Annotated in this window: 23 protein-coding genes and 1 tRNA gene; 4 read left to right on the forward strand and 20 right to left on the reverse strand. The window is 72.8% G+C overall.

The window, feature by feature from the left end; genetic code table 11:
• Window positions 1-4: 4 nt before the first annotated feature.
• The 5 genes from AL2_RS08550 to AL2_RS08570 all read right to left on the reverse strand — a co-directional run bounded on the left by AL2_RS08550 (window position 5) and on the right by AL2_RS08570 (window position 4,930).
• Complete coding sequence (locus tag AL2_RS08550) at window positions 5-472, reverse strand: MarR family winged helix-turn-helix transcriptional regulator (RefSeq protein WP_067631671.1); 468 nt, start codon at window positions 470-472, stop codon at window positions 5-7.
• Window positions 469-1,935, reverse strand: coding sequence for an MFS transporter (locus tag AL2_RS08555; protein WP_067631673.1), 1,467 nt, complete (start codon window positions 1,933-1,935; stop codon window positions 469-471). The genes AL2_RS08550 and AL2_RS08555 overlap by 4 nt, the downstream gene beginning before the upstream one ends.
• A 62-nt stretch (window positions 1,936-1,997) precedes the next feature.
• A complete protein-coding gene (locus tag AL2_RS08560; protein WP_067631675.1) occupies window positions 1,998-2,822 on the reverse strand; it encodes an ABC transporter ATP-binding protein in 825 nt (274 codons plus the stop codon).
• Window positions 2,823-3,872, reverse strand: a complete 1,050-nt coding sequence (locus AL2_RS08565; RefSeq protein ID WP_067631677.1) for a FecCD family ABC transporter permease — start codon at window positions 3,870-3,872, stop codon at window positions 2,823-2,825.
• Window positions 3,869-4,930: a FecCD family ABC transporter permease gene (locus AL2_RS08570; protein WP_245666450.1), complete on the reverse strand. Its 1,062-nt coding sequence runs from the start codon at window positions 4,928-4,930 to the stop codon at window positions 3,869-3,871. The genes AL2_RS08565 and AL2_RS08570 overlap by 4 nt, the downstream gene beginning before the upstream one ends.
• A gap of 77 nt (window positions 4,931-5,007) precedes the next feature.
• Here AL2_RS08570 and AL2_RS08575 point away from each other — a divergent pair, with 77 nt between their 5' ends.
• On the forward strand, window positions 5,008-6,033 hold the full coding sequence (locus tag AL2_RS08575; RefSeq protein WP_067631681.1) for an ABC transporter substrate-binding protein: 1,026 nt from the start codon (window positions 5,008-5,010) through the stop codon (window positions 6,031-6,033).
• An 11-nt stretch (window positions 6,034-6,044) separates the two neighbouring features.
• Window positions 6,045-6,875, forward strand: a complete 831-nt coding sequence (locus AL2_RS08580; protein ID WP_067631683.1) for a siderophore-interacting protein — start codon at window positions 6,045-6,047, stop codon at window positions 6,873-6,875.
• A 27-nt stretch (window positions 6,876-6,902) separates the two neighbouring features.
• Here the strand turns inward: AL2_RS08580 and AL2_RS08585 are convergent, their stop codons facing one another.
• From AL2_RS08585 to AL2_RS08605, 5 genes are all read right to left on the reverse strand, one after another.
• The gene (locus AL2_RS08585; RefSeq protein ID WP_067631686.1) at window positions 6,903-7,175 is read right to left on the reverse strand and encodes a DUF397 domain-containing protein; all 273 of its coding nucleotides are present in this window, start codon (window positions 7,173-7,175) and stop codon (window positions 6,903-6,905) included.
• On the reverse strand, window positions 7,172-7,756 hold the full coding sequence (locus AL2_RS36150; protein ID WP_245666452.1) for a DUF5753 domain-containing protein: 585 nt from the start codon (window positions 7,754-7,756) through the stop codon (window positions 7,172-7,174). The genes AL2_RS08585 and AL2_RS36150 overlap by 4 nt, the downstream gene beginning before the upstream one ends.
• Complete coding sequence (locus AL2_RS40040; RefSeq protein ID WP_369688485.1) at window positions 7,678-8,073, reverse strand: helix-turn-helix domain-containing protein; 396 nt, start codon at window positions 8,071-8,073, stop codon at window positions 7,678-7,680. Before AL2_RS40040 ends, AL2_RS36150 begins: the two co-directional genes overlap by 79 nt.
• Window positions 8,074-8,184: 111 nt before the next feature.
• Window positions 8,185-8,799 carry a response regulator gene (locus AL2_RS08600; protein ID WP_067631691.1) on the reverse strand — a complete coding sequence of 205 codons (615 nt, stop codon included), beginning with the start codon at window positions 8,797-8,799 and terminating at the stop codon, window positions 8,185-8,187.
• Window positions 8,787-9,839 carry a sensor histidine kinase gene (locus AL2_RS08605; RefSeq protein WP_067631693.1) on the reverse strand — a complete coding sequence of 351 codons (1,053 nt, stop codon included), beginning with the start codon at window positions 9,837-9,839 and terminating at the stop codon, window positions 8,787-8,789. The genes AL2_RS08600 and AL2_RS08605 overlap by 13 nt, the downstream gene beginning before the upstream one ends.
• Before the next feature lie 72 nt (window positions 9,840-9,911).
• Here AL2_RS08605 and AL2_RS08610 point away from each other — a divergent pair, with 72 nt between their 5' ends.
• Window positions 9,912-10,094, forward strand: a complete 183-nt coding sequence (locus AL2_RS08610; protein WP_067631695.1) for a hypothetical protein — start codon at window positions 9,912-9,914, stop codon at window positions 10,092-10,094.
• Between the two features lie 78 nt (window positions 10,095-10,172).
• Here AL2_RS08610 and mnhG read toward each other — a convergent pair whose 3' ends face one another.
• From mnhG to AL2_RS08655, 9 genes are all read right to left on the reverse strand, one after another.
• Window positions 10,173-10,514, reverse strand: coding sequence for a monovalent cation/H(+) antiporter subunit G (gene mnhG, locus AL2_RS08615; RefSeq protein ID WP_067631697.1), 342 nt, complete (start codon window positions 10,512-10,514; stop codon window positions 10,173-10,175).
• Window positions 10,511-10,795, reverse strand: coding sequence for an MrpF/PhaF family protein (locus AL2_RS08620; RefSeq protein WP_067631699.1), 285 nt, complete (start codon window positions 10,793-10,795; stop codon window positions 10,511-10,513). The genes mnhG and AL2_RS08620 overlap by 4 nt, the downstream gene beginning before the upstream one ends.
• A complete protein-coding gene (locus AL2_RS08625; RefSeq protein ID WP_067631701.1) occupies window positions 10,792-11,343 on the reverse strand; it encodes a Na+/H+ antiporter subunit E in 552 nt (183 codons plus the stop codon). Before AL2_RS08625 ends, AL2_RS08620 begins: the two co-directional genes overlap by 4 nt.
• Window positions 11,340-12,860, reverse strand: a complete 1,521-nt coding sequence (locus AL2_RS08630) for a Na+/H+ antiporter subunit D (RefSeq protein ID WP_067631704.1) — start codon at window positions 12,858-12,860, stop codon at window positions 11,340-11,342. Before AL2_RS08630 ends, AL2_RS08625 begins: the two co-directional genes overlap by 4 nt.
• Window positions 12,857-13,285, reverse strand: a complete 429-nt coding sequence (locus tag AL2_RS08635; RefSeq protein WP_067631706.1) for a Na(+)/H(+) antiporter subunit C — start codon at window positions 13,283-13,285, stop codon at window positions 12,857-12,859. Before AL2_RS08635 ends, AL2_RS08630 begins: the two co-directional genes overlap by 4 nt.
• Window positions 13,282-16,116, reverse strand: a complete 2,835-nt coding sequence (locus AL2_RS08640) for a Na+/H+ antiporter subunit A (protein WP_210748164.1) — start codon at window positions 16,114-16,116, stop codon at window positions 13,282-13,284. The genes AL2_RS08635 and AL2_RS08640 overlap by 4 nt, the downstream gene beginning before the upstream one ends.
• A gap of 51 nt (window positions 16,117-16,167) precedes the next feature.
• Window positions 16,168-18,132 (reverse strand): WD40 repeat domain-containing serine/threonine protein kinase, encoded by a 1,965-nt coding sequence (locus AL2_RS39725; protein ID WP_083946210.1) that lies wholly within the window; start codon window positions 18,130-18,132, stop codon window positions 16,168-16,170.
• A gap of 166 nt (window positions 18,133-18,298) precedes the next feature.
• The gene (locus AL2_RS08650; protein ID WP_067631711.1) at window positions 18,299-18,862 is read right to left on the reverse strand and encodes a dihydrofolate reductase family protein; all 564 of its coding nucleotides are present in this window, start codon (window positions 18,860-18,862) and stop codon (window positions 18,299-18,301) included.
• A gap of 234 nt (window positions 18,863-19,096) precedes the next feature.
• Window positions 19,097-19,169, reverse strand: a tRNA-Asn gene (locus AL2_RS08655).
• Window positions 19,170-19,309: 140 nt separating this feature from the next.
• Between AL2_RS08655 and AL2_RS08660 the strand changes: the two genes are divergently transcribed.
• Window positions 19,310-19,582: a YtxH domain-containing protein gene (locus AL2_RS08660; protein WP_067631713.1), complete on the forward strand. Its 273-nt coding sequence runs from the start codon at window positions 19,310-19,312 to the stop codon at window positions 19,580-19,582.
• Here AL2_RS08660 and AL2_RS08665 read toward each other — a convergent pair.
• A complete protein-coding gene (locus AL2_RS08665) occupies window positions 19,579-20,070 on the reverse strand; it encodes a hypothetical protein (protein WP_067632515.1) in 492 nt (163 codons plus the stop codon). The genes AL2_RS08660 and AL2_RS08665 overlap by 4 nt on opposite strands.
• Window positions 20,071-20,087: the final 17 nt, after the last annotated feature.

The raw sequence follows: 20,087 nt of genomic DNA on the forward strand, positions 1-20,087 counted from the left end.
CGCTCTAGGACTCCCCCAGCAGGTGGCGGGCGATCCGGTCGAGGACGGCGAGGTCCTCGGCCGGGAGGTCGTACAGCTCCGGCGGCGGGGTGGCGAGGATGCCCTCGGCCTCCGCCGCCGCGGCGCGCCCGGCGTCGGTCGCGGTCACGAGCTTGGCGCGCCGGTCGGCCGGGTTCGGGGTCCGCTCGACCAGGCCGCGCCCGACCAGGTCGTCGACCACGATGGTGGCGTAGGGGCGGTCGGTGAGCAGCAGCCCGGCGACGTCGCCGAGCGTGAGCGGCTGCGTCGCGGCGGCGATGCGGCGCAGCGCCTTGGTCCGGAAGAAGCTCATGCCGAGCGCCTCGGTGACCTCCCGGCGCACGTCGCTGCGCTCGTGGAACACGATCCCGAGGTTGCGCCAGGCGCGCGCCGCGACATCGGCGGACGGCTCGGCGGAGGGCTCGGCGGACGGCTCGGCGGCCGGTTCGGTCATCGGGCGCTCGCTCCCGTCACGTGAGGTCCGTCAGGGGCCGGGTCGCCGGCGTCGAACAGCCCGGACACGTGCGCGGTGCTGCGCGCGGCCCGCCGGCCGGTGGTGACCGTGCCGAGCACGAGGACGGCGGCGGCGCATCCGGTCAGGATCCAGTATGCCGGGCGGGCGGCGGCCACGAAGGCGCCCGCGTCCGGCGCGCCGGACGTCCCGGCGGCGAGCACGGCGCCGATCACCGCGACGCCGAGCGCCTGGCCGATCTGCCGGCTGGTGGACGCGACGGCCGCGGCGACGCCGGCCTGCGCGCGCGGCATCCCGGACACGGCCGTGTTCGTGATCGGCGAGTTCACCGTCCCGAACCCGATGCCGAACAGGACGTAGGACGCGAACAGCGTGGCGTCGCGGGTCTCGGCGTCGAACGCGGCGACCAGCAGGCAGCCGGCCAGCATCGCCGCCCCGGCGATCTGCAGCGGCAGCCGGGGGCCGCGGGCGCCGACGAGCCGTCCCGACAGCGGGGAGCTCGCGGCGGTCATCGCGGCCATCGGCAGCAGGTACAGCCCGGCGTGCAGGGCCGACAGCCCCCGCACGTTCTGCAGGTAGAGGGTGTTGACGAACAGGAATCCGCCGAGCGCGGCGAAGCTGCTGATCGCGACGAGGGTCGCGCCGGAGAACGGGACGCTGCGGAAGAAGCGCAGATCGATCAGCGGCTCGGGGGCGCGCAGCCCGTGCCGGACGAACCCGGCCAGGGACGCGGCGGCGAGGATCGCGGCCCCGTAGACGGCGGGGTCGCCGAGGCCGCGGCCGGGCGCCTCGATGATCGCGTAGGTCAGCGCGCCGAGCAGCACGATCATGAACGCCTGGCCGGCCGGGTCGGGCCGGCGCGGCCGCGCGGCGCGCGACTCGGGCACGAACAGCGCGGTCAGCGCGAGCGCGGCGAGGCCGATCGGCACGTTCAGCCAGAAGATCGACCGCCAGCCCACGGAGTCGACGAGCAGCCCGCCGACGAGCGGCCCCATCGCCATGCTGAGCCCGACGACGGCGCCCCAGGCGCCGATGGCGCGGGCCCGCTCGCGCGGCTCGGTGAACACGTTCGTGATGATCGACATGGCGACCGGGGTGAGCATCGACCCGCCGACGGCCTGGACGACGCGGGCGCCGACGAGCCAGCCGAGGGACGGCGCGAGGCTGCACAGCACGGACCCCGCGACGAACAGCGTGAGCCCGGTCTGGAACACGCGGCGGCGCCCGATCCGGTCGGCGGTCGAGCCGGACAGGATCAGCAGCGAGGCGAGGACGATCAGGTACGCGTCGATCGTCCACTGCAGGCCGGACAGGGAGGCGGAGAAGTCGCGCTGCAGCGTGGGCAGCGCGACGTTCAGGATGGTGTTGTCGAGGCTGACGACGAGCAGGCTCATACAGCAGATCGCCAGCACGAGCATCCGGCGGCGGCGGCTCAGCTCGGGCACGCGCGAACCCCAATCGTTGTAGAGCTACAAACATTGTAAGCCTACAACGATTATGCGGGGGTTCAGCGCGCGGCGGGGACGCGGGTGCGCGCGGCCGGGATGACGAGCGGCGTCCCGGTCTCCGGGCAGTCGATCACCCGGCACGGCAGCCGGAACACCTCCTCGACCAGCTCCGCCGTGACGACCTCGGCCGGGTCGCCCGCCGCGACGATCCGGCCCTCCCGCATGGCGATGAGGTGCGTCGCGTAGCGGGCGGCGTGGTTCAGGTCGTGCAGGACGGCGACGACCGTGCGGCCCTCCGCGTGCAGCCGCGCGCACAGGTCCAGGACCTCGATCTGGTGGGCGATGTCGAGGTAGGTCGTCGGCTCGTCCAGCAGCAGGAGCGGGGTCTGCTGGGCGAGCGCCATCGCGATCCACACGCGCTGCCGCTGCCCGCCCGACAGCTCGTCCACGTGCCGGTCGGCGAGGTCCCCGACGCGGGTCGCGTCCATCGCCCCGGCGACGACCCGCTCGTCCTCCCGCGACCACTGCCGCAGCAGGCTCTGATGCGGGTACCGGCCGCGCGACACCAAGTCGGCGACCGTGATGCCCTCCGGCGCGATGGACGACTGCGGCAGCAGCCCGAGCGTCCGGGCGAGCTTCCTGGCCGGCCAGTCCGCGATGGGCCGGCCGTCCAGCACGACCCTCCCGGCGGACGGCTTGAGGATGCGGGCCAGCGCCCGCAGCAGCGTCGACTTGCCGCACGCGTTCGGGCCCACGATGACCGTGAACGACCCGTCCGGCACGGCCACGTCGAGGTTCTCGGTGATCGTCCGCTTGTCGTAGGCGAGGGTGAGGCCCGTACCGGTGAGCCGCGCGTTCGCGCCCGTGGTCAGATGGTCCGCCATTCAGATCCGTCCCGTCTTGCGTTCGGTCACGAGGAGCCAGACCAGGTACCCGCCGCCGAGGAGGCCGGTCACGACGCCGACCGGGAGCTGGTGCCCGGGGAAGGCGCGCTGCGCGACCCAGTCGGCGGCCACCAGCAGCGCAGCCCCCATGCACGTCGCGGGCAGCAGGTTGGGGCCGGTCGTGCGGGTGAGGCGGCGGGCGAGCTGCGGCGCGGTCAGCGCGACGAACGCGACCGGCCCGGCCGCCGCCGCGGCCAGCGAGGTGAGCAGCACCGCCGCGGCCAGCATGATCAGCCGGACCCGCTCGATAGGGACGCCGAGCCCGTGCGCGGCGTCGTCGCCCATCTCCAGCATGCGCAGCGCCCGGCCGCAGCCGGCCATGACGAGCGGCCCGAGGACGGCGAGCGCGGCGAGCACCGGCGCCGTGTCCGCCCAGTCGCGGCCGTCGAGGCTGCCGGTCAGCCACAGCACGGCGCGCGCGGCCTCGGTGATGTGCGCCTGGGTGAGCAGGTAGCCGTTCACGCCGGTGAGGATCGCGGCGACGCCGATGCCGACGAGGACGAGCCGCTGCCCGTGCGCGCCGCGGCGTCCCGCCACCGCGTACACGGCCAGGCCGGTGAGCAGCCCGCCGCCCGCCGCGCCGGCCGCGACCGCGGCGGTGCCGCCGCCGGCCAGCACGATCACCGCGAGGACGCCGCTCGCCGCGCCCTGGGTGAACCCGAGGATGTCGGGGCTGCCCAGCGGGTTGCGGGTCAGCGACTGGAAGATCGCGCCCGCCAGCCCGAGCGCGGCGCCGACGGCGAGCCCGGCCGCCGCCCGCGGCAGCCGGATCTCGTTGACGATCAGCGAGTCGGCGGGCGGGCCCCGCCCGAGCAGGGTGCGGACGACGTCGGCGGGGCTCATCGGGAAGTCGCCGCTGCCGATGAGGAGGACGCCCGTCCCGAGCGCGGCGGCGAGGCAGGCCGCCGCGACGGCGAGGGCGCGCGGGCGGAACCGCAGCGACGGCCCGGCGGGCGTCCGGACGACGGCGAAGTGCGGGGCGCGGCTCATTCCGGGCTCTTCCGGGGACGCCGGACGAAGTACAGGAACACCGGCCCTCCGGCCACGACCATCACGATGCCCACCTGGAGTTCGGACGGGCGGACGACGACGCGCCCGAGGACGTCCGCCGCCAGCATCAGCGCGGGCGACAGGATCGCGCAGTACGGCAGCAGCCGGCGCAGGTCGGGGCCGGTCAGCGCGCGGACGAGGTGCGGCACCATCAGCCCGACGAAGACGATCGGCCCGCACGCCGCGGTCGCCGCGCCGCACAGCAGGGTGATCGCGACGATCGCGGCGATCCGGGCGCGCGCCGGGTCGGCGCCGAGCGCGCGGGCCGCGTCCTCGCCCATCGCCATCGCGTTGAGCGGGCGGGCGAGCAGCAGCGCCAGGACGAGCCCGGCGGCGACGAACGGGGCGACGCGGACGACGGTGTGGTCCTGGGCGGCGGCGAGGGAGCCGACCGTCCAGAAGCGCATCCGGTCGAGGGACGCGGTGTCGAGGAGCTGCACCGCGTTCACGTAGGAGAACAGCGCGGCGTTCAGCGCGGCCCCCGCGAGCACGAGCCGGGCCGGCGTGGCGCCGCGCCCGCCGCCGACCGCGTAGAGCAGCACCGCGACCGCGCCGGCGCCCGCGAACGCGAACCACACGAAGCCGCTGAACGAGGTGATCCCGAGGAACGAGACCGCCGACACGACGGCGGCGGCCGCGCCCGCGTTGATGCCGAGGATGCCGGGGTCGGCGAGCGGGTTGCGGGTCAGCGCCTGCATCACCGCGCCGGCGAGCCCGAGCGCCGTCCCGGCGAGCAGGCCGAGCAGCGTGCGCGGGAGGCGCATGTCGTGGACGACCGTGTACGCCGCCGAGCCGGGGTGGAACAGCCCGTCCCACGCCTCGCCGAACGACAGCGGTTTCGCCCCGACCGCGAGGCTGAGCACGACGGCGGCGAGCAGGAACAGCACCCCGCCGAGAAGTCCCGCCGCCTGCCACGGGCCGCGATGAGAGCGCGCGGCCGGCCGCTCCGCGAGCGGCGGCGGCTTGGTCGACAGCACCCGGCGGCCCCCTCTGGACAAGATCTTAGGTTAGGTTAACCTAAGTTTTCGTTCGCCCACGATCCGGCCACCGTAGTTGTTCTAGGGAGAAAGTTCGCATGTCGCACACCGGTGCTCGTCACCTCACCCGCCGCGCCGTCCTGGGCGCGGGCGGCGCCGTCGCCCTCGGGGCGCTGATCAGCGCGTGCGGCGGTGACGACGGCGCGGCCGGCACCGCCTCCCCCGGCGGCGCCTGGACGTTCACCGACGACCGCGGCACGAAGGTCGACGTCGCGAAGCGCCCGCAGCGGATCGTCGGCTACGTCGCGACCGCCGCCGCCCTCTACGACTTCGGCATCGACCGGCAGCTCGTCGGCGTGTTCGGCCCGACGAAGCTGAAGGACGGCAGGCCCGACCCGCAGGCGGGGAACCTCCCCGTCGACCGGCTGGAGATCATCGGCAACGCGTTCGGCGAGTTCAACATCGAGAAGTACGCCGCGCTCCGCCCCGACCTGCTCGTCGACAACATGTTCCTGCCGGGCGAGCTGTTCTACGTCCCCGCCGAGAGCAAGGACAAGATCTACGCGCTGGCGCCGAGCGCCGCGATCTCCGCCGGTTCCGTCTCCCTGCCGAAGCCCGTCGAGCGGACGGCGGCGCTCGCCGCCGCCCTCGGCGCCGACCTGAAGTCGGCGAAGGTCACCGCCGCCAAGGCCCGGTTCGAGAAGGCCGCCGAGTCGGTGCGGGCGGCGGCCAAGGCCAAGCCGGGGCTGAAGGTCCTCGCCGCGTCCGCGAGCCCCGACCTGTTCTACGCGTCCAGCCCGGACATGAACACCGACCTCATCTACTACAAGGAACTCGGCGTCGACCTGATCGTCCCCGGCAACCTCGACAAGAACGGCTACTTCGAGAACCTGAGCTGGGAGAACGCCGACAAGTACAAGGCCGACGTCATCATGCTCGACTCCCGCACGCAGGCGCTCCAGCCGAAGGACCTCGGCTCCAAGCCGTCCTGGAAGGACCTGCCCGCGGTGAAGGCCGGCCAGGTCGTCCCGTGGAACGCGGAGCCCCGATTCTCCTACGAGGGCTGCGCGCCGCTCCTCGAAGCGGTCGCCGCCGCCCTGAACTCCGCGAAGAAGACCGGCTGAAAGGCGGCGCGATGACGACCCCGGCCCACCCCTACGCGTTCTTCGACGTGCACGTACTCCGCTCTGAGCGGCTCGGGCCGTCCATGGTCCGGATCACCTTCGGCGGGACGTCGTTGGACGGCTTCGCCACCGGCGGGCGGGACCAGCGCTTCAAGGTGTTCCTCCCGCACCCGCACCAGGACGCGCCCGTCATGCCGGAGAACAACGACGGCGCCACCTGGTTCGCCGACTGGCGGGCGCTGGACCCGGCCGAGCGCGGCATCATGCGCTCCTACACCGTCCGCGGCCTCCGCCCCGGCGAGCTGGACGTCGACTTCGCGCTGCACATGGACGGCGCGTCCGGGCCGGCCGCCCGCTGGGCCGCGGCGGCCGGCTCGGGCGACCGCGCCACGATCCTCGGCCCGACCGGCCCCGACAACGGCGGCTGCGACTTCCGGCCGCCGCCCGGCGCCCCGGTCGTGATCGCGGGCGACCTGACCGCGCTGCCCGCCATCGCGGGGAACCTCGCCTGGCTGCCCGCCGGGACGTCCGCGCAGGTCTTCGTCGACGTTCCGCACCCGGAGGACCGCCGCGACCTGCCCACCGCCGCCGGCACAGAGATCACCTGGGTCTCCCCCGGCGCCCTCGCGGACACTGTCCGCGACGCGAAGATCCCGGACGGCGCCTACGCCTGGATCGCCGGGGAGTCCGCCGTGGTCAAGGCCCTGCGCCGCCACCTGGTGAAGGACCGCGGCCTGGACCGTCGCGCCGTCACCTTCACCGGCTACTGGCGCCGCGGCGCCACCGAGGAAGACCTCCTGGCCGAGTTCGAGTCCGGCGCCGGCCCTGCCACCGAGGAGTAGGTCGGCGCAGAAGCGGAACGCGGCGGGTCAGCGCAGGTCAAACCCGCCGCTCTTCGCCCGCCTCGCGAACGAGCGCCATTCGGCGGACGCGAACACCAGCTTGGGCCCGTCCGGATCCTTGGAATCCCGCACCCCGACCGCCGCGGCAATCCCCACCACCTCGACACATTGGCCTCCGGTGTCACCGCTGCGGCTGCTCTTCCGCCAAGGAAGGGCCGCCGCCTCGACGCAGTCACCTCCGGTGTTGGTACTGCGGCTGCTCTTCCGCCACTGGATGTTCGACTCGCCACGGCCGCTCATAGATCCTCCAAGATCGTATGAAGGAGCTTCAGGGACTCATCGGTACATAGCGCCGCGCCCCTGATCAAGTCGAAACGTAGCGCATATGCCCGAACCGTGCTTGCGCGCTCGATCAACTGCCCGCCCACGTGGCCCTCCACATAGGCGGCATCCGGCTCCTCATCGAAGCCGAGAATCGTGAACGCACCCATGATCCCCGGATAGGCGCCCTTCGCGCTCGGGACGATCTGCAGCGTGACGTTCAGGCGGTCGGACAGAGCGATCAGGTGCTGTATCTGAGCACGCATGACCTCCGCTCCCCTGACGGGTCTCCTAAGGGCGTACTCGTCGAAGACCACGACGACACGGCATGGATCCTCCCTTTCGAGGATCGATTGGCGAGCGAGCCGTGTCGCGACGAGTTCCTCGGCCTCTTCTGGAGTCCGGCCCGCCTTCAACTGCTCGTAGGCGTACTCCCGCGTCTGGAACACACCCGTTACCGCCATGGCCTCAAAGGTATGCATCACGCGCGCGACGGCCTCGCGCTGGAGGAATTCGGCGAAGCCGGGCGGAAGGAGCTGGAGCTGGCCGACGCGCTGCATCCACTCCCAGATGCGAAGGAATTCCCATTCGTCTCGAAGAACGTGTCGCAGTCCTTCGCGAAGTTCTCGGACGGCGCGCCGTCGCCCCGCTCCACCTGGCCGATTCGCTGGGGCGAGTAACCGAGCTTGGCGGCGAACTGCGGGCATCCAAGGCCCGCCATTTCGCGGTGTGCGCGCAGTTCGGTACCGAAGTATTCGACGGGGGTCTTCGGAATCCCGAGCTCGCGGGGACGGCGGGGCATCATCGCCTCCTGGGGGTGAAAGCGGCGGTGGTTCCGGTCACGCGAGACGGGTGTCGCCACTGCCGCCTCGCTCATTCCGACGATAGAACAATGACGATGACCCGTGAAGCAATTACCCAAATGAAGCAATTAACGAAGGACGGATTACAACCATTACGTCCCGAAATGGCATGGGCGAGCAGTGGGTCAGGGGGCGGAGAGGATGCCGTGCTGCATCGCGGCCATCACCGCGGCGGTGCGGTCGGAGACGCCCAGTTTGGTGAAGATGCGGAGCAGGTGCGTCTTCACCGTCGCCTGCCCGATGTAGAGGCGCTCGCCGATCTGCGCGTTCGTGAGGCCCTCCGCGACGAGCGCGAGCACCTCCGCCTCGCGCGCCGAAAGCACCGGTGGCGCGGGTGCCGTGCCGACCGCCGCCAGGCGCGCCGACACTTCGGGCGACAGCACGCGCCGGCCCGCCGCGACGTCGCGGACGGCCGCGGCGAGGTCGGTGCGCGACGCGTCCTTCAGCAGGTAGCCGGCGGCGCCCACCTCGATCGCGCGGACGATGTCGGCGTCGTCCTGGAACGTCGTCAGCACCAGGATCCGGTGCCCCGGCAGCCGGCGGATGGCGCTCAGCCCGTCCCCTGACGGCATCCGCAGGTCCATCAGGACGACGTCCGGGCGGACGCGGGGCACCAGCGCGACGGCCTCGTCCCCGGACGCGGCCTCCCCCGCCACCTCGATGTCCGGTTCGGCGGCGAGCATGCCGCGCAGCCCCTCCCGGACGATCGGATGGTCGTCGACGATCATCACCCGGAGCACGGGATCACCACCTCGACGACGGTGCCCTCGCCGCCCGAGACGGTGAACGTCCCGCCGGCCTGCTCGACGCGGCTCCGCATGCCGCGCAGCCCGAACCCGCGCTCGACCTCGTCCGGCGCGAATCCGCGGCCGTCGTCGGCGACGGTCAGCCGCACCGGGTCGCCGTAGACCAGCGATACCCGCACCGTGGTCGCGCCGGCGTGCTTGCGGACGTTGGTGAGGGCCTCCTGCGTCACCCGCAGCAGGACGATCTCCACTGCGTCCAAGGGGCGCGGCTCGCCCTCCACGACGAGGTCGGCGGGCAGGTCGAAGTCGCGGGCCATCCGCCGCAGCGCCTCCACCAGAGAGCCGCCGTCCAGCGCGGGCGGCGCCAGCGCCGCGACCAGCCCCCGCGTCTCCGCGAGGTTCTCCCGCGCCGCGCGGGCGGCCAGTTCCAGGTGCCGGTTCGGCCCGACCTCGGCCTCCGCCGCCTGCAGCAGCATCGTGATGGACGCGAACCCCTGCGCGATCGTGTCGTGGATGTCGCGGGCGAGCCGCTCCCGCTCGGCGAGCGTCCCCGCCTCCCGGCTGACCTCGGCCAGCTCGCCGCGCGTCCGGTCCAGCTCCTCGATGAGCCGCATCCGCTCATGGTTCTGGTGGCCCATCCGCCCGATGAACACCGCGAGCAGCACGAGCAGCAGCGCGAACCCGCGCCCCGCCCCGTACATCATGTAGACCTGCGGCGCCAGCGCGGCGAGGCCCGTCGCCGTCACCGGCGCGAGCAGCGTCGCGGGCACGAACATGCAGATCAGCGCGACCGCGTAGACCTTGCACCCGGGCCGTGGCACCTCCTGCGACCGCAGCGCCCTCCGCCCGATCGCGACGTACGCCACGCTCAGCAGGACGAGCAGCGCGATCGCCGCCGACCGCCGGCCGGGCGGCGCCTCGTCGGCGGCCGTCGCGGCGATCGTCCCGACCAGCACCATCGCGAAGTAGGCGTCCCAGAGCGGGTACGACCGCCGCCAGACGTTCTCCGCGCGCGCCACCGGTTCCCCGGCCATGTCCCCCGCATCCCTCTTTGTCCACCGACCGGTGGATACTACTGGCCGCCAGGTCACGACACGATCGTGGTCATGAACAAGAGCGTCGCCCGGCGGGTCCTCTTCGCGCTCACGGTCCTCTACGGGCTCGCGATCGCGCTTCTCGCCATGCTGGACGTGGGGGCCGTCGGCCTCGTCGCCTCCATCGGCGCCGTCGTCATCGGCCTCGGCTGGGGCGGCTCCGGCATGTTCACCCGCCACCGCCCGCAGCCCTGACACCGCCCGCAGCCCTGATCCCGTCCGCAGTCCTGACACCGGAGCGGGCACTCCGCGGGGGCGGGTGCCCGCCGTCCCTCAGGAGTCGCGTTCCCCGGGGTCGGTCTCGTCGAGGGTGAGGGCGGCGGGGTCGACGACGCCGGCGCGGTAGGCGGCGCCGCCGATGGTCTGGGCGGTGACCGGGGCGGTGATCAGCTGGAAGACCGCGACCAGCAGCAGCGGGGCGGCGTCGGAGACCGAGCCGGCCTGCGGCGCCACCCCGGCGAGGATCAGCAGCAGCCCGATCGTCTGCGGTTTCGTCGCGGCGTGCAGCCGCGTGAGCAGGTCGGGGAACCGCAGCATGCCGAGCGCGCCGACCGCGCAGAACGCCGAGCCGGCGAGGAGCAGGACGGCGGTGGCGGCGGCGGCGGCGGCGGTCATGCCCGCTCCTCCCGTTCCCGCCGCTCCGCCCGCGCCGCCGCCAGGTGCGCGGCGCTGACCGATCCGACGAAGCCCATCAGCGCGACCACCACGAGGACCGCGGCGTTCGCGGACTCCTTGTGGACGGCCGCGTGCACCGCGATGCCGCTCACCAGCAGGACCGCGAGGATGTCGCCCGCCATGACGCGGTCGAACGTGGAGGGGCCGCGGACGAGGCGCGCGGCCGTCATCAGGAACGCGGCGCCCAGCAGCGCCAAGGTGACGGAGTAGACGATGCTCATCGGTCCTCCCTGGTGGAGACGTCTTGTTCCGCTGCGTCCTCGGACGTCACGAGGGCGCGCATCAGCCGGTGCTCGGTGTGGAGCACGCCGTCCCGCGCGGAGTCCGCCTGCTTCCGGGAGCGGACCGGCATGGCGTGGATGCGCAGCACGTGCCGGTCCCAGTCGAGGTCGACCAGCAGGGTGCCGGGGCGCAGAGAGATGCTCGTCGTGACGGCCAGCAGGATGAGTTCGGAGCGCGTCCGGGCGTCCACTTCGACGATCGCGCCTCTCACCCGGCGCGGCCGGTAGAGGGCGCGCCATCCGATGACCAGGCTGGAGACGAGCAGGTCCCAGAAGAACTCCAGGCCCGCCACGGCGAGCCACACCGGCCGTACCCGCTTGATGGTCGGGACGGCGGGGAGCCGGCTCAGCATGTAGACGGCGGCTACGGCGACGACGCCGCCGATCACGATGAGGGCGTCGGCCCGTCCCCACAGCAGCAGCCAGACCCCGAAGAGCCACACGCCCATGCCCAACCTGGAGACGATGCGGCGGACGCCCGTGTTCATGGCCGGCCTCCGTCCAGGACGGCGTGCCGGTAGGCGTTCGTGTCGACGAGGTCGCTCGCGGCCTGCCGGCTCCAGGAAGCGAGCGGGCCGGCGAACGCGGCGATGAGGAGCCCGGCGACGACGAGCACCGCGGTCACCGACTGCATGAGCCGCACACCGCCGCGCGTGTAGGAGCCGGACGCGGGCGGCTCCCCGGCGTCCTCCGGGCGTGGACGCCAGAAGCCGAGCGTCCATATCCGGCTCATCGCCATGAGGGTGAGGACGCTCCCCACCACGGCGACGCCCGTGACGGCGTAGGCCAGGACGTTCCCCGAGCCGATGCCCGCCTGGAACAGCGCGAGCTTGGCGACGAACCCCGAGGTGGGCGGCACGCCGCTCACGCTCATGGCGGGGATGAAGAACAGCACGGCGATGAACGCCGACAGGCTCGCGAGCCCGCCGAGCCTGTGCAGCGACGTCTCCCCCGTGTGGCCCTGGATGAGGTCGCTGACCAGGAAGAGCGTCGCCTGCACGACGATGTGGTGGACGAGGTAGAGGATCGCGCCGGTGAGCCCCGCGACGTCGAACAGGGCGAGGCCGAACAGCATGTAGCCGATGTGGCCGACCAGGATGAACGAGAACACGCGGTGGATGTCGTCGTGCGTCAGCGCGCCGAGCGTGCCGACGATGATCGTCCCGGCGGCGAGCACGAGCATCGGCCACGAGCCGTGCTCGCGCGGGAAGACGAGCGTCTCGACGCGGATGAGCGAGTACACGGCGGCCTTCGTCAGCAGCGCCGCGAACACCGCGGTGATCTTCGTGAGGGCGACGGGGTAGCTGTCGGGCAGCCACATGTGCATGGGCACGACCGCGCCCTTGATGCCGAACACCACGAGGAACAGCAGGCCGAGCGCGGTGCGGGTCGCGCCCGGCAGGTCCGGCACCCGCGTCGACAGGTCGGCGAGGTTGACCGTGCCCGCCGCCGCGTAGGTCAGGCCGAGCGAGGTGAGGAAGAGGATCGAGGACGTGAGGCTGACCACGGTGTAGGTCATCCCGGCCCCGACCCGTTCCCCGGTCGGCGTCAGCGTCATGAGGACGTAGCTCGACGCGAGCATGACCTCGAACGCGACGAAGAGGTTGAACAGGTCCCCGGCCAGGAAGACGAGGCTGACCCCGGCGGTCAGCGTCAGGTAGGCGGGATAGAACACGCCCGGCTCGTGCCCGCCGGTCCCGCCGGCGCCCTCCCCCAGGGCGTGCAGCATGATCGCCAGCAGCACCGTGCTGGACACCACCAGCAGCAGCGACGACAGCCGGTCCGCGACGAGCGTGATGCCGAGCGGCGCGGCCCAGCCCCCCAGCTGGACGGCGGCCACGCCGTCGCGGGACACGGCCGCGAGCAGCGCCGCACTGGCGGCGACGCTTCCCGCGGCGGCCAGCGGGCCGAGCACCCGCAGCCACGTCCGCCGCCGCCGGGCGATCAGCGCCAGCGCGGCACCGAACAGCGGCAGCACGAACGGGAGCGGGACGAGGACGTTCATGCGCCGTCCTCCGGCCCGGGGTTCTCCTCTTCCAGGGGCGTGGCGTCCCGTGCCTCGTCGCGGCGGCGCCGTTCCCGGCAGATCCGGCGGTCCTCGACGTCGTCCTGGACCTCGTCGCCGCCGCGGAGCTGCCGGCTCCGGTAGGCCAGCGCCAGCAGGAACGCCGTGACGCCGAAGGTGATCACGATCGCGGTCAGCACCATCGCCTGCGGGAACGGGTCGGCCGTCCGCCCCGGGCCCTTCGCGCCGAGCAGCGGCGGCGTGCCGGCGCGCCCGCCCGCGAGCAGGAGGACGAGGTTGGCGCCGTGGCCGAGCAGCGAGAAGCCGATCACGACCCGGATCAGGGACCGCTGCATCAGCAGGTCGAACCCGGCCGCGAACAGCACGGCGACCACCACGACGAGGACGAGGCCGGGCCCGGTCACGGCCGCTCCTCCGCCGGGACCTCAAGGGCCTCCGGCTCCTCCTCCAGGCTCGCTCCGAGCGTGGTGAGGATCGTCAGCACCAGCCCGAGCACCAGGAGGTAGACGCCCGCGTCGAAGAACAGGTTGGTGGGGACCTCGACGTGCCCGAACACCGGCACCGTGCCCCCGAACTTCCCGGACGCCAGGAACTCCCCGCCGGACGCCCAGCCGCCCGCACCCGTGGCGACCGCGATGCCCAGGCCGCCGCCGAGCAGGACGGCGGGGCGGACGGGCAGCGCGGTGGCGAGCTCCCGCCGGCCGCCCGGCAGGTACCGCAGGACGAACGCCATGCCCGCCACGAGACCGCCCACGAACCCGCCGCCCGGACGGCCGTGCCCGGCGAAGAACAGGTACACCGAGAACACCAGGATCGTGGGGGTCAGCAGCCTCGCCACCGCCTCCAGCAGGACCGACGACCCGCCCAGCGGGGGACGGCCGGGCGTGGCGAGCCAGCGGCTCCGCGGCGCCTCCCCCGCCTCCCCGCCGCCCGGCCGGCGCACCCCCCGCATCCCCGGCCCGGTCAGCACGAGGCTCACCACGCCCATCGCGGTCGCGGCCAGCACCGTGATCTCGCCGAGGGTGTCGAGCGCGCGCACATCGACCAGGATCAGATTCACCACGTTCTTCGTGTGCTCCTGCGCGGCGACCCGGGTGTAGCCGGGCCCGACCGGCTCGGCGCTCCGGCTCAGCACCGCCACCATCAGGAAGAGCCCGGCGAACCCGCCCATGCAGAGGCTGATCACGGCGGTGGCGGCCCGCGCGGGGACCTTCCGCAGCCGCGGCGGGAACCGCTCCGGCAGCCGCCGCAGCACCAGCACGAGCATGAACAGCGTCAGCGTCTCCACGACCACGAGGGTGAGCGCGAGATCGGGCGCGCCGAACGTGGCGAACAGGCCGGTCATCCCGTACCCCGTGCCGGACAGCAGCACCACGGCCGACAACCGGCCGCGCGCCCGCATCGCCGCCAGCGCGCAGACGATCACGACCGCGGCGAGGACGAGCTGCGCCGGGTCGTCCCAGCCCCGCGGCGCCCGCCAGCGCGGCCCGGTGCCCTGGACCAGGCCCGCCACGAGCGCCGACCCCGGCACGACCAGCACCGTCAGCGCGATCACCCCGAGGTACACCGGCAGCGAGCCGATCTGCAGCCGCCGCGTCACCGCGTGCGCCCCCGCCATGACGCCGCCGATCACGGCGTCATAGCCCTTCTGCGCGTCGGGCAGCCACCACCGCGTGGACCGTCCCGGGAACGTCCGGCCGAACGCGCCGTACAGCCCGGCGCCCGCCACGATCGCCACCACCGACATCCAGATCGGCAGCCCGAGGCCATGCCACAGCGCGAGCTCGTAGCCGGGACCATGGGCCGGCAGCGTGTCGGCGTAGGGGCCGATCAGCTTCTGCGGCACCGCGGGGACGAGCCCCAGCGCGAACCCGGCGACGGCCAGGACCACGACCGGCACGACCAGCCCCCACGGGTCTTCCGGCCCCTGATCCGTCGTGCCGGAGAAGGCGCCGTGCAGGAAACGCGCCCCGTACGCCACGGTCAGCGCCGACCCGGCGACCACCCCGGCGAGAACGACGACGTCGAGACCGCCGTGCGCGAACGCCTCGAACGCGGCCTCCTTCGCCACGAACCCGAGGAACGGCGGAATGCCGATCATGGACGCGATCGCCGCGGTCGCCGCGACCGCCAGCACCGGCAGCCGCCACCCCGCCCCCGACAGGTGGTCCGCGCGCCGCGTCCCCGTCTCGTGCTCGACGGCGCCGACCGTCAGGAACAGCGGCGCCTTGAAGAGCCCATGGGCCAGCAGCAACGCGGCGCCCGCGAGTGCCGCCGTCCGCGTCCCGTTGCCGAGCAGGACCATGAGGAAACCGAGCTGGCTGATCGTCCCGTAGGCGAGCAGCCGTTTGAGGTCGTCCTGCCGCAGCGCGACGACGCCGCCGGCCAGCAGGCTGAGCAGCCCCACCGCCAGCACCAGGGGCCGCCACGGATCGAGCCCGGCGAACGCCGGCGCGAGCCGCGCCACCAGGTAGACGCCCGCCTTCACCATCGCCGCCGCGTGCAGGTAGGCGCTCACCGGGGTGGGCGCCACCATCGCCGCGGGCAGCCAGGCGTGCAGCGGGATCTGCGCCGACTTGGCGAACGCGCCCAGCAGCACGAGGACGACACCGACCCGCGCCGAGGTGCCGCCCGGCGGGTCCGCGACCAGCGCCGAGATCTGGTACGTCCCCGCGCCCTGCCCGAGGACCACGAACCCGGCGAGCATGACCAGCCCGAACGCCGTCGTCGTCAGCAGCGCCTGCGTGGCGGCCCGCCGGTCCGCGACCCGGTCCGGACGCGTGTGCCCGATGAGGATGAACGAACTCAGCGTCGTCAGTTCCCAGAACACGTACAGGACGAGCAGGTTGTCGGCGAGCACCAGACCCGTCATCGCCCCGGCGAACGCGACCAGCGTCCCGATCATCAGCCGCTCGGACCGCTCGAAGTACCAGCCCGCGTAGCAGAGGACGACGGCCCCGACCCCGCCGACCAGCAGCAGCATCACCACGGCCAGGGCGTCCACCCGGAAGTCGAACACCAGCCCGAGATCAGCGGCCCAGACGACCTTCGTGCTGAGATCCCCCTGCCCGACCCGGGTCGCCGCCCAGGCGGCCGTGGCCGCGGGCACGAGGGCCGCGGCGCACGCCATCACGCGCCGGTACCGTCCGAGCGCCCAGGGCACGGCGACGGCCACGACGGCATAGATCCCGACCAGCGCCAGCATGCCGCCCGCAGCCCCCTCCCCCCAAGGCACGTCCGCAGGCGATCTACCCGACCAGCGCTCCCGAAACGAAGACGCCCGGGATCAGGGCACCTTCCAGAGCCGCACCTTGTTGTCGAAGCCGTGGGCACTGGCCAGCGTCTTGCCGTCCGGGCTGAACGCCACCGAATAGACCGTCCTGACCCGGGCCTTGAAGGCCGTGGCCTTGTTGGTGGCGAGGTCCCACAGCCACGTCGTGCCGTCGGCGTCACCGGCGGCCAGATACTTCCCGTCGGGGCTGTAGGCGAGCGCCTGGACCATGTTGCGGGGGTCGTCGAACGTGCCGGTCACGCGTCCGGTGGCCACGCTCCACAGGTTCACCTTGCCGTCTTCCCCGCCGCTGGCCACGGTCTTGCCGTCCCTGCTGAACGCGACGGCGAAGGCGGTGCGGTCGTCGAAGTCGGTGATGAGGCGCCGGGTCCGCACATCCCACACCATCTTCGGTGCGCCGTTGCCGGTGGCGGCGAGCATCTTCCCGTCCGGGCTGAACGCCACCGAGTCGCCGGCCCACGCGGGGTTCCCGTACTGGGCGACGAAGCGCCGGCGGGACACGTTCCACAGTCTCACGGTGACATCGACGTCGCCGCCGACGGCGAGGGACGTGCCGTCCGGGCTGAAGGCCAGGTCCCCGACGTGGATGCCGCCGCTCTTGAAACTGGTGATGGGGCGCCTGGTGCGCGCGTCCCACAGCTGCACCGTGCCGCCCATGCCGCCCGCCGCGAGGATGCGGCCGTCGGGGCTGAAGGCCACGGCGCCGACCTTGTCGGGGTACTCGTCGAGGACGGCGACGGGCCGCCGGCCGGCCACGTCCCACAGCCGCACCGTGTGGTCGTCGGAGGCCGAGGCGAGCGTCTTGCCGTCCGGGCTGTACGCCACCGCCAGTACGTCTTCGGTGTGGCCGCTGAGGGCATTGCCGGGCGCCTCCTCGTCCAGGTAGCCCTTCACCAGCACACCGCCGCCCACGGCGGTCGCGCCGCCCACGACGAGGAGCCCGAACAGGAATCCCCGCCGCCCCGGTCCGCGCCGCACCGGCGGCGCCGTCTGCGGCATCCCGCCCATCGGCGGCGGCACCGTCCCGGCGGGCGGCGGAGGCGCCCCCATGCCCGGCGGGAACCCGGGACCGGGCGCACCCCCGGCCGGCCACGGCCCTTGCGCGGCGGCGACGGGCTGCACGAACTGCGGTGCCGCGGCCGCCATGCCCCGCAGCCACTGCGCCACCTCCTCGGCGGAGGCGGGCCGCTGAGCCGGGTCCTTGGCGAGCAGCCCGAGTACCAGCCGATCCAGCTCCGGCGGAATCCCCGCCCTCCGCTGCGACGGCGGCATCGGCTGAACGGTCAGGTGCTGCCGCATCAGCGCCGGCATCGTCTCCCCGTCGAACGGCGCATCACCGGTGAGCAGCGCGTAGAGAGTGCAGCCCAGGGCGTACAGATCGGTCCGTGCGTCGGCGGGCCGCCCCTCATATTGTTCGGGCGCCATATAAGCGGGGGTCCCGAGCATCCCGCCGACCCCGGTGAGGTCACCGACCGCATCGGCGGAGCGTGAAATGCCGAAGTCGCAGATCTTCACACCGCCCTCGGCCAGCTCCATCAGATTGGCCGGCTTCACATCGCGATGAACCACCCCGCGCCGGTGCGCGTAAGCCAGCGCCTCGGCCACGGCCGCACCCGTCTCCAGCACCCGCCCGACGGGTAACCCGCCCGGACTCCGCGCGATGATGGTCGCGTAGTCGGTCCCGTTGAGCAGCTCCATCACGAAGAACGGGTGGCCGTCGTGCTCCCCGAGATCGTGGACGACGGTGATTCCCGGATGCTGCAACTGCCCGGCGTTCTCGGCCTCCCTGCGCAGCCGGTCGATCAGCACGGACGACGACCCCACGTCCGCCAGCAGGATCTTCACGGCGACGCGCCGCCGCAGCTGCGTGTCATCGGCGGCCCAGACCTCCCCCATACCGCCCCGGCCGAGCCGCGTGGTGAGCCGGTACCTCCCCCCGAGCACCGCTCCGGATTCCATGCTCCACCCCTCCTAGGCGACAGGCCGGACGAATCACAGCACTGCCCGACACGCTCCCGCAAACCCCACCGCCCCAGCACCACCCGACACCCTCACCTCTTGGCCGCAACCGGCCACCCGACCCCCCATGACCGGCCCAGTAACCCCTGATCGGACACCGGCGCAATCAGCGCTTGGTCTCGTACCTGGTCAGGAGCACGCCGTCGGGGAACGTCCGGGTCTCCACCAGGGACAGGTTCACCCAGTTGTCCAAGGCTGTGAAGAACGGCTTGCCGCCGCCCACCAGGACCGGATGGGTGACGATCGCGTACCCGTCGATCAGCCCGGCCCGCATGGCCGCCGCGGCGAGTGTGGCACCGCTGATGTCCATGGGGCCGCCGTCGTCGGCCTTGAGCCGGGTGATCTCGGTGACCGCGTCGCCGGTGACCAGGCGGGTGTTCCAGTCGACCGTGCTGGTCGTAGAGGAGAACACCACCTTCGGCATGTCCCGCCAGCGGCGGGCGAACTCGATCGCCGCCGGTGTGGCATCCGGCTGCTTGTCGGCGGTCGGCCAGTGGGAACTCATCGTCTCCCACAGCCTGCGCCCGTACAGCGCCAGGCCGGTCGCCCCCACCCGGTCGGACCACCACTGGAACAGCTCGTCGCTCGGTACGCCCCAACCGAGGTCGTCGCCGGGCGCGGCGATGTAGCCGTCCAGGCTCAGGTTCATGCCGTAGGTCAGTTTCCGCATGGCGTCAGCCTCCTGTGATTCGGTCATCGGCGGACAGACCAGCACGGCGCGGAAAAATCATCGTCAGGCCGCACCGAGGGCCGGTTCACCAGCCGCCGTGATCACGCAGGGTGATGATGCCATGGGCGCGGTCTTCCGGCGTGAGTGGCCGGGTGGCTCCCCCGAAACCACACAGGCCCCTGTTCCTTGATCGGAACTGGGGCCTGACCTTGGGATCTGCTGGGCAGAGAAAAGCTCCCGCGATTGGACTCGAACCAATAACCTGCCGGTTAACAGCCGGCTGCTCTGCCGATTGAGCTACGCGGGATCGTACGTCCGGCGGGGCCTCGGCCCCTGTCGGCGGGTCTAGGTTAGCGCATGTCCGAGGCTGTTCGCGCACCGTTATGGATGGGGGCGTCGTTGGCGGGTATGGGGGGTGTCACGATTCCGCCGTCAGTAGGAGTTGGCATGAAGACGCGCATGATGTTCATGGCGGGCGCCGCGATCGGCTACGTCCTCGGGACGAAGGCCGGGCGCGAGCGGTACGAGCAGATCAAGCGGCTGTCGCAGCAGGTTTCGGAGAATCCGAACGTGCAGGAGGCCGCCGGGATGCTGCGGGCCAAGGGCGAGGAGTTCGCCGGCGCGGCGCGCGGGAAGGCGAACGATCTGAAGGATCGGGTGCCGGAGCAGGTGCCTGGGCGCAAGGCCGGCAAGGAGCAGCCGGAGGTGTACCCCGGCTAGAGGCCGGTCTGGCGGCGCAGTTCCTCCAGGGCCTGTTCGGCCTGGGCGCGTAGGCCCGGGTCGGACGGGTCGAGGCCGGGCTCGAAGACGAAGGTCCAGCGCACGTCGCCGCCTGCGGCGGGGCGGCGGGCGGCGATGCGCACCTTGCCGCCGGGAAGCTGGACCTGGTGGCTGACGGCGATGGTGGCGGTGACGCGTTCGCGGACGGTTTCGGGGACGGACCCGGGGTCGGTCAGCCGGACGCGGTGTTCGGGGCCGGCGTTGGTCTCGTGGACGTGGAGCCCGCCGTCCTTCCAGGTGGCCTGGTCGACGCGTTCCCAGGGGATGCGGGTGAAGCCGCCGGAGGGCGCCGGGATGTGCAGGGCCGTCGTGGTGGCGATGACGTGGGATCCGCCGCGGGTGGGGGCGTTCGCGAGGACGCGTTCGCCGCGTTCGAGGGTGAGCGCGGCGCGGACTTCGGCGGGCACGGAGCCCCTGAGCAGGCGCATGTACACAAGGTAAGCGA

Origin of the sequence: Actinomadura latina NBRC 106108 (assembly GCF_001552195.1) — a bacterium.
In the GTDB taxonomy this organism is placed as follows: Bacteria; Actinomycetota; Actinomycetes; order Streptosporangiales; family Streptosporangiaceae; genus Spirillospora; species Spirillospora latina.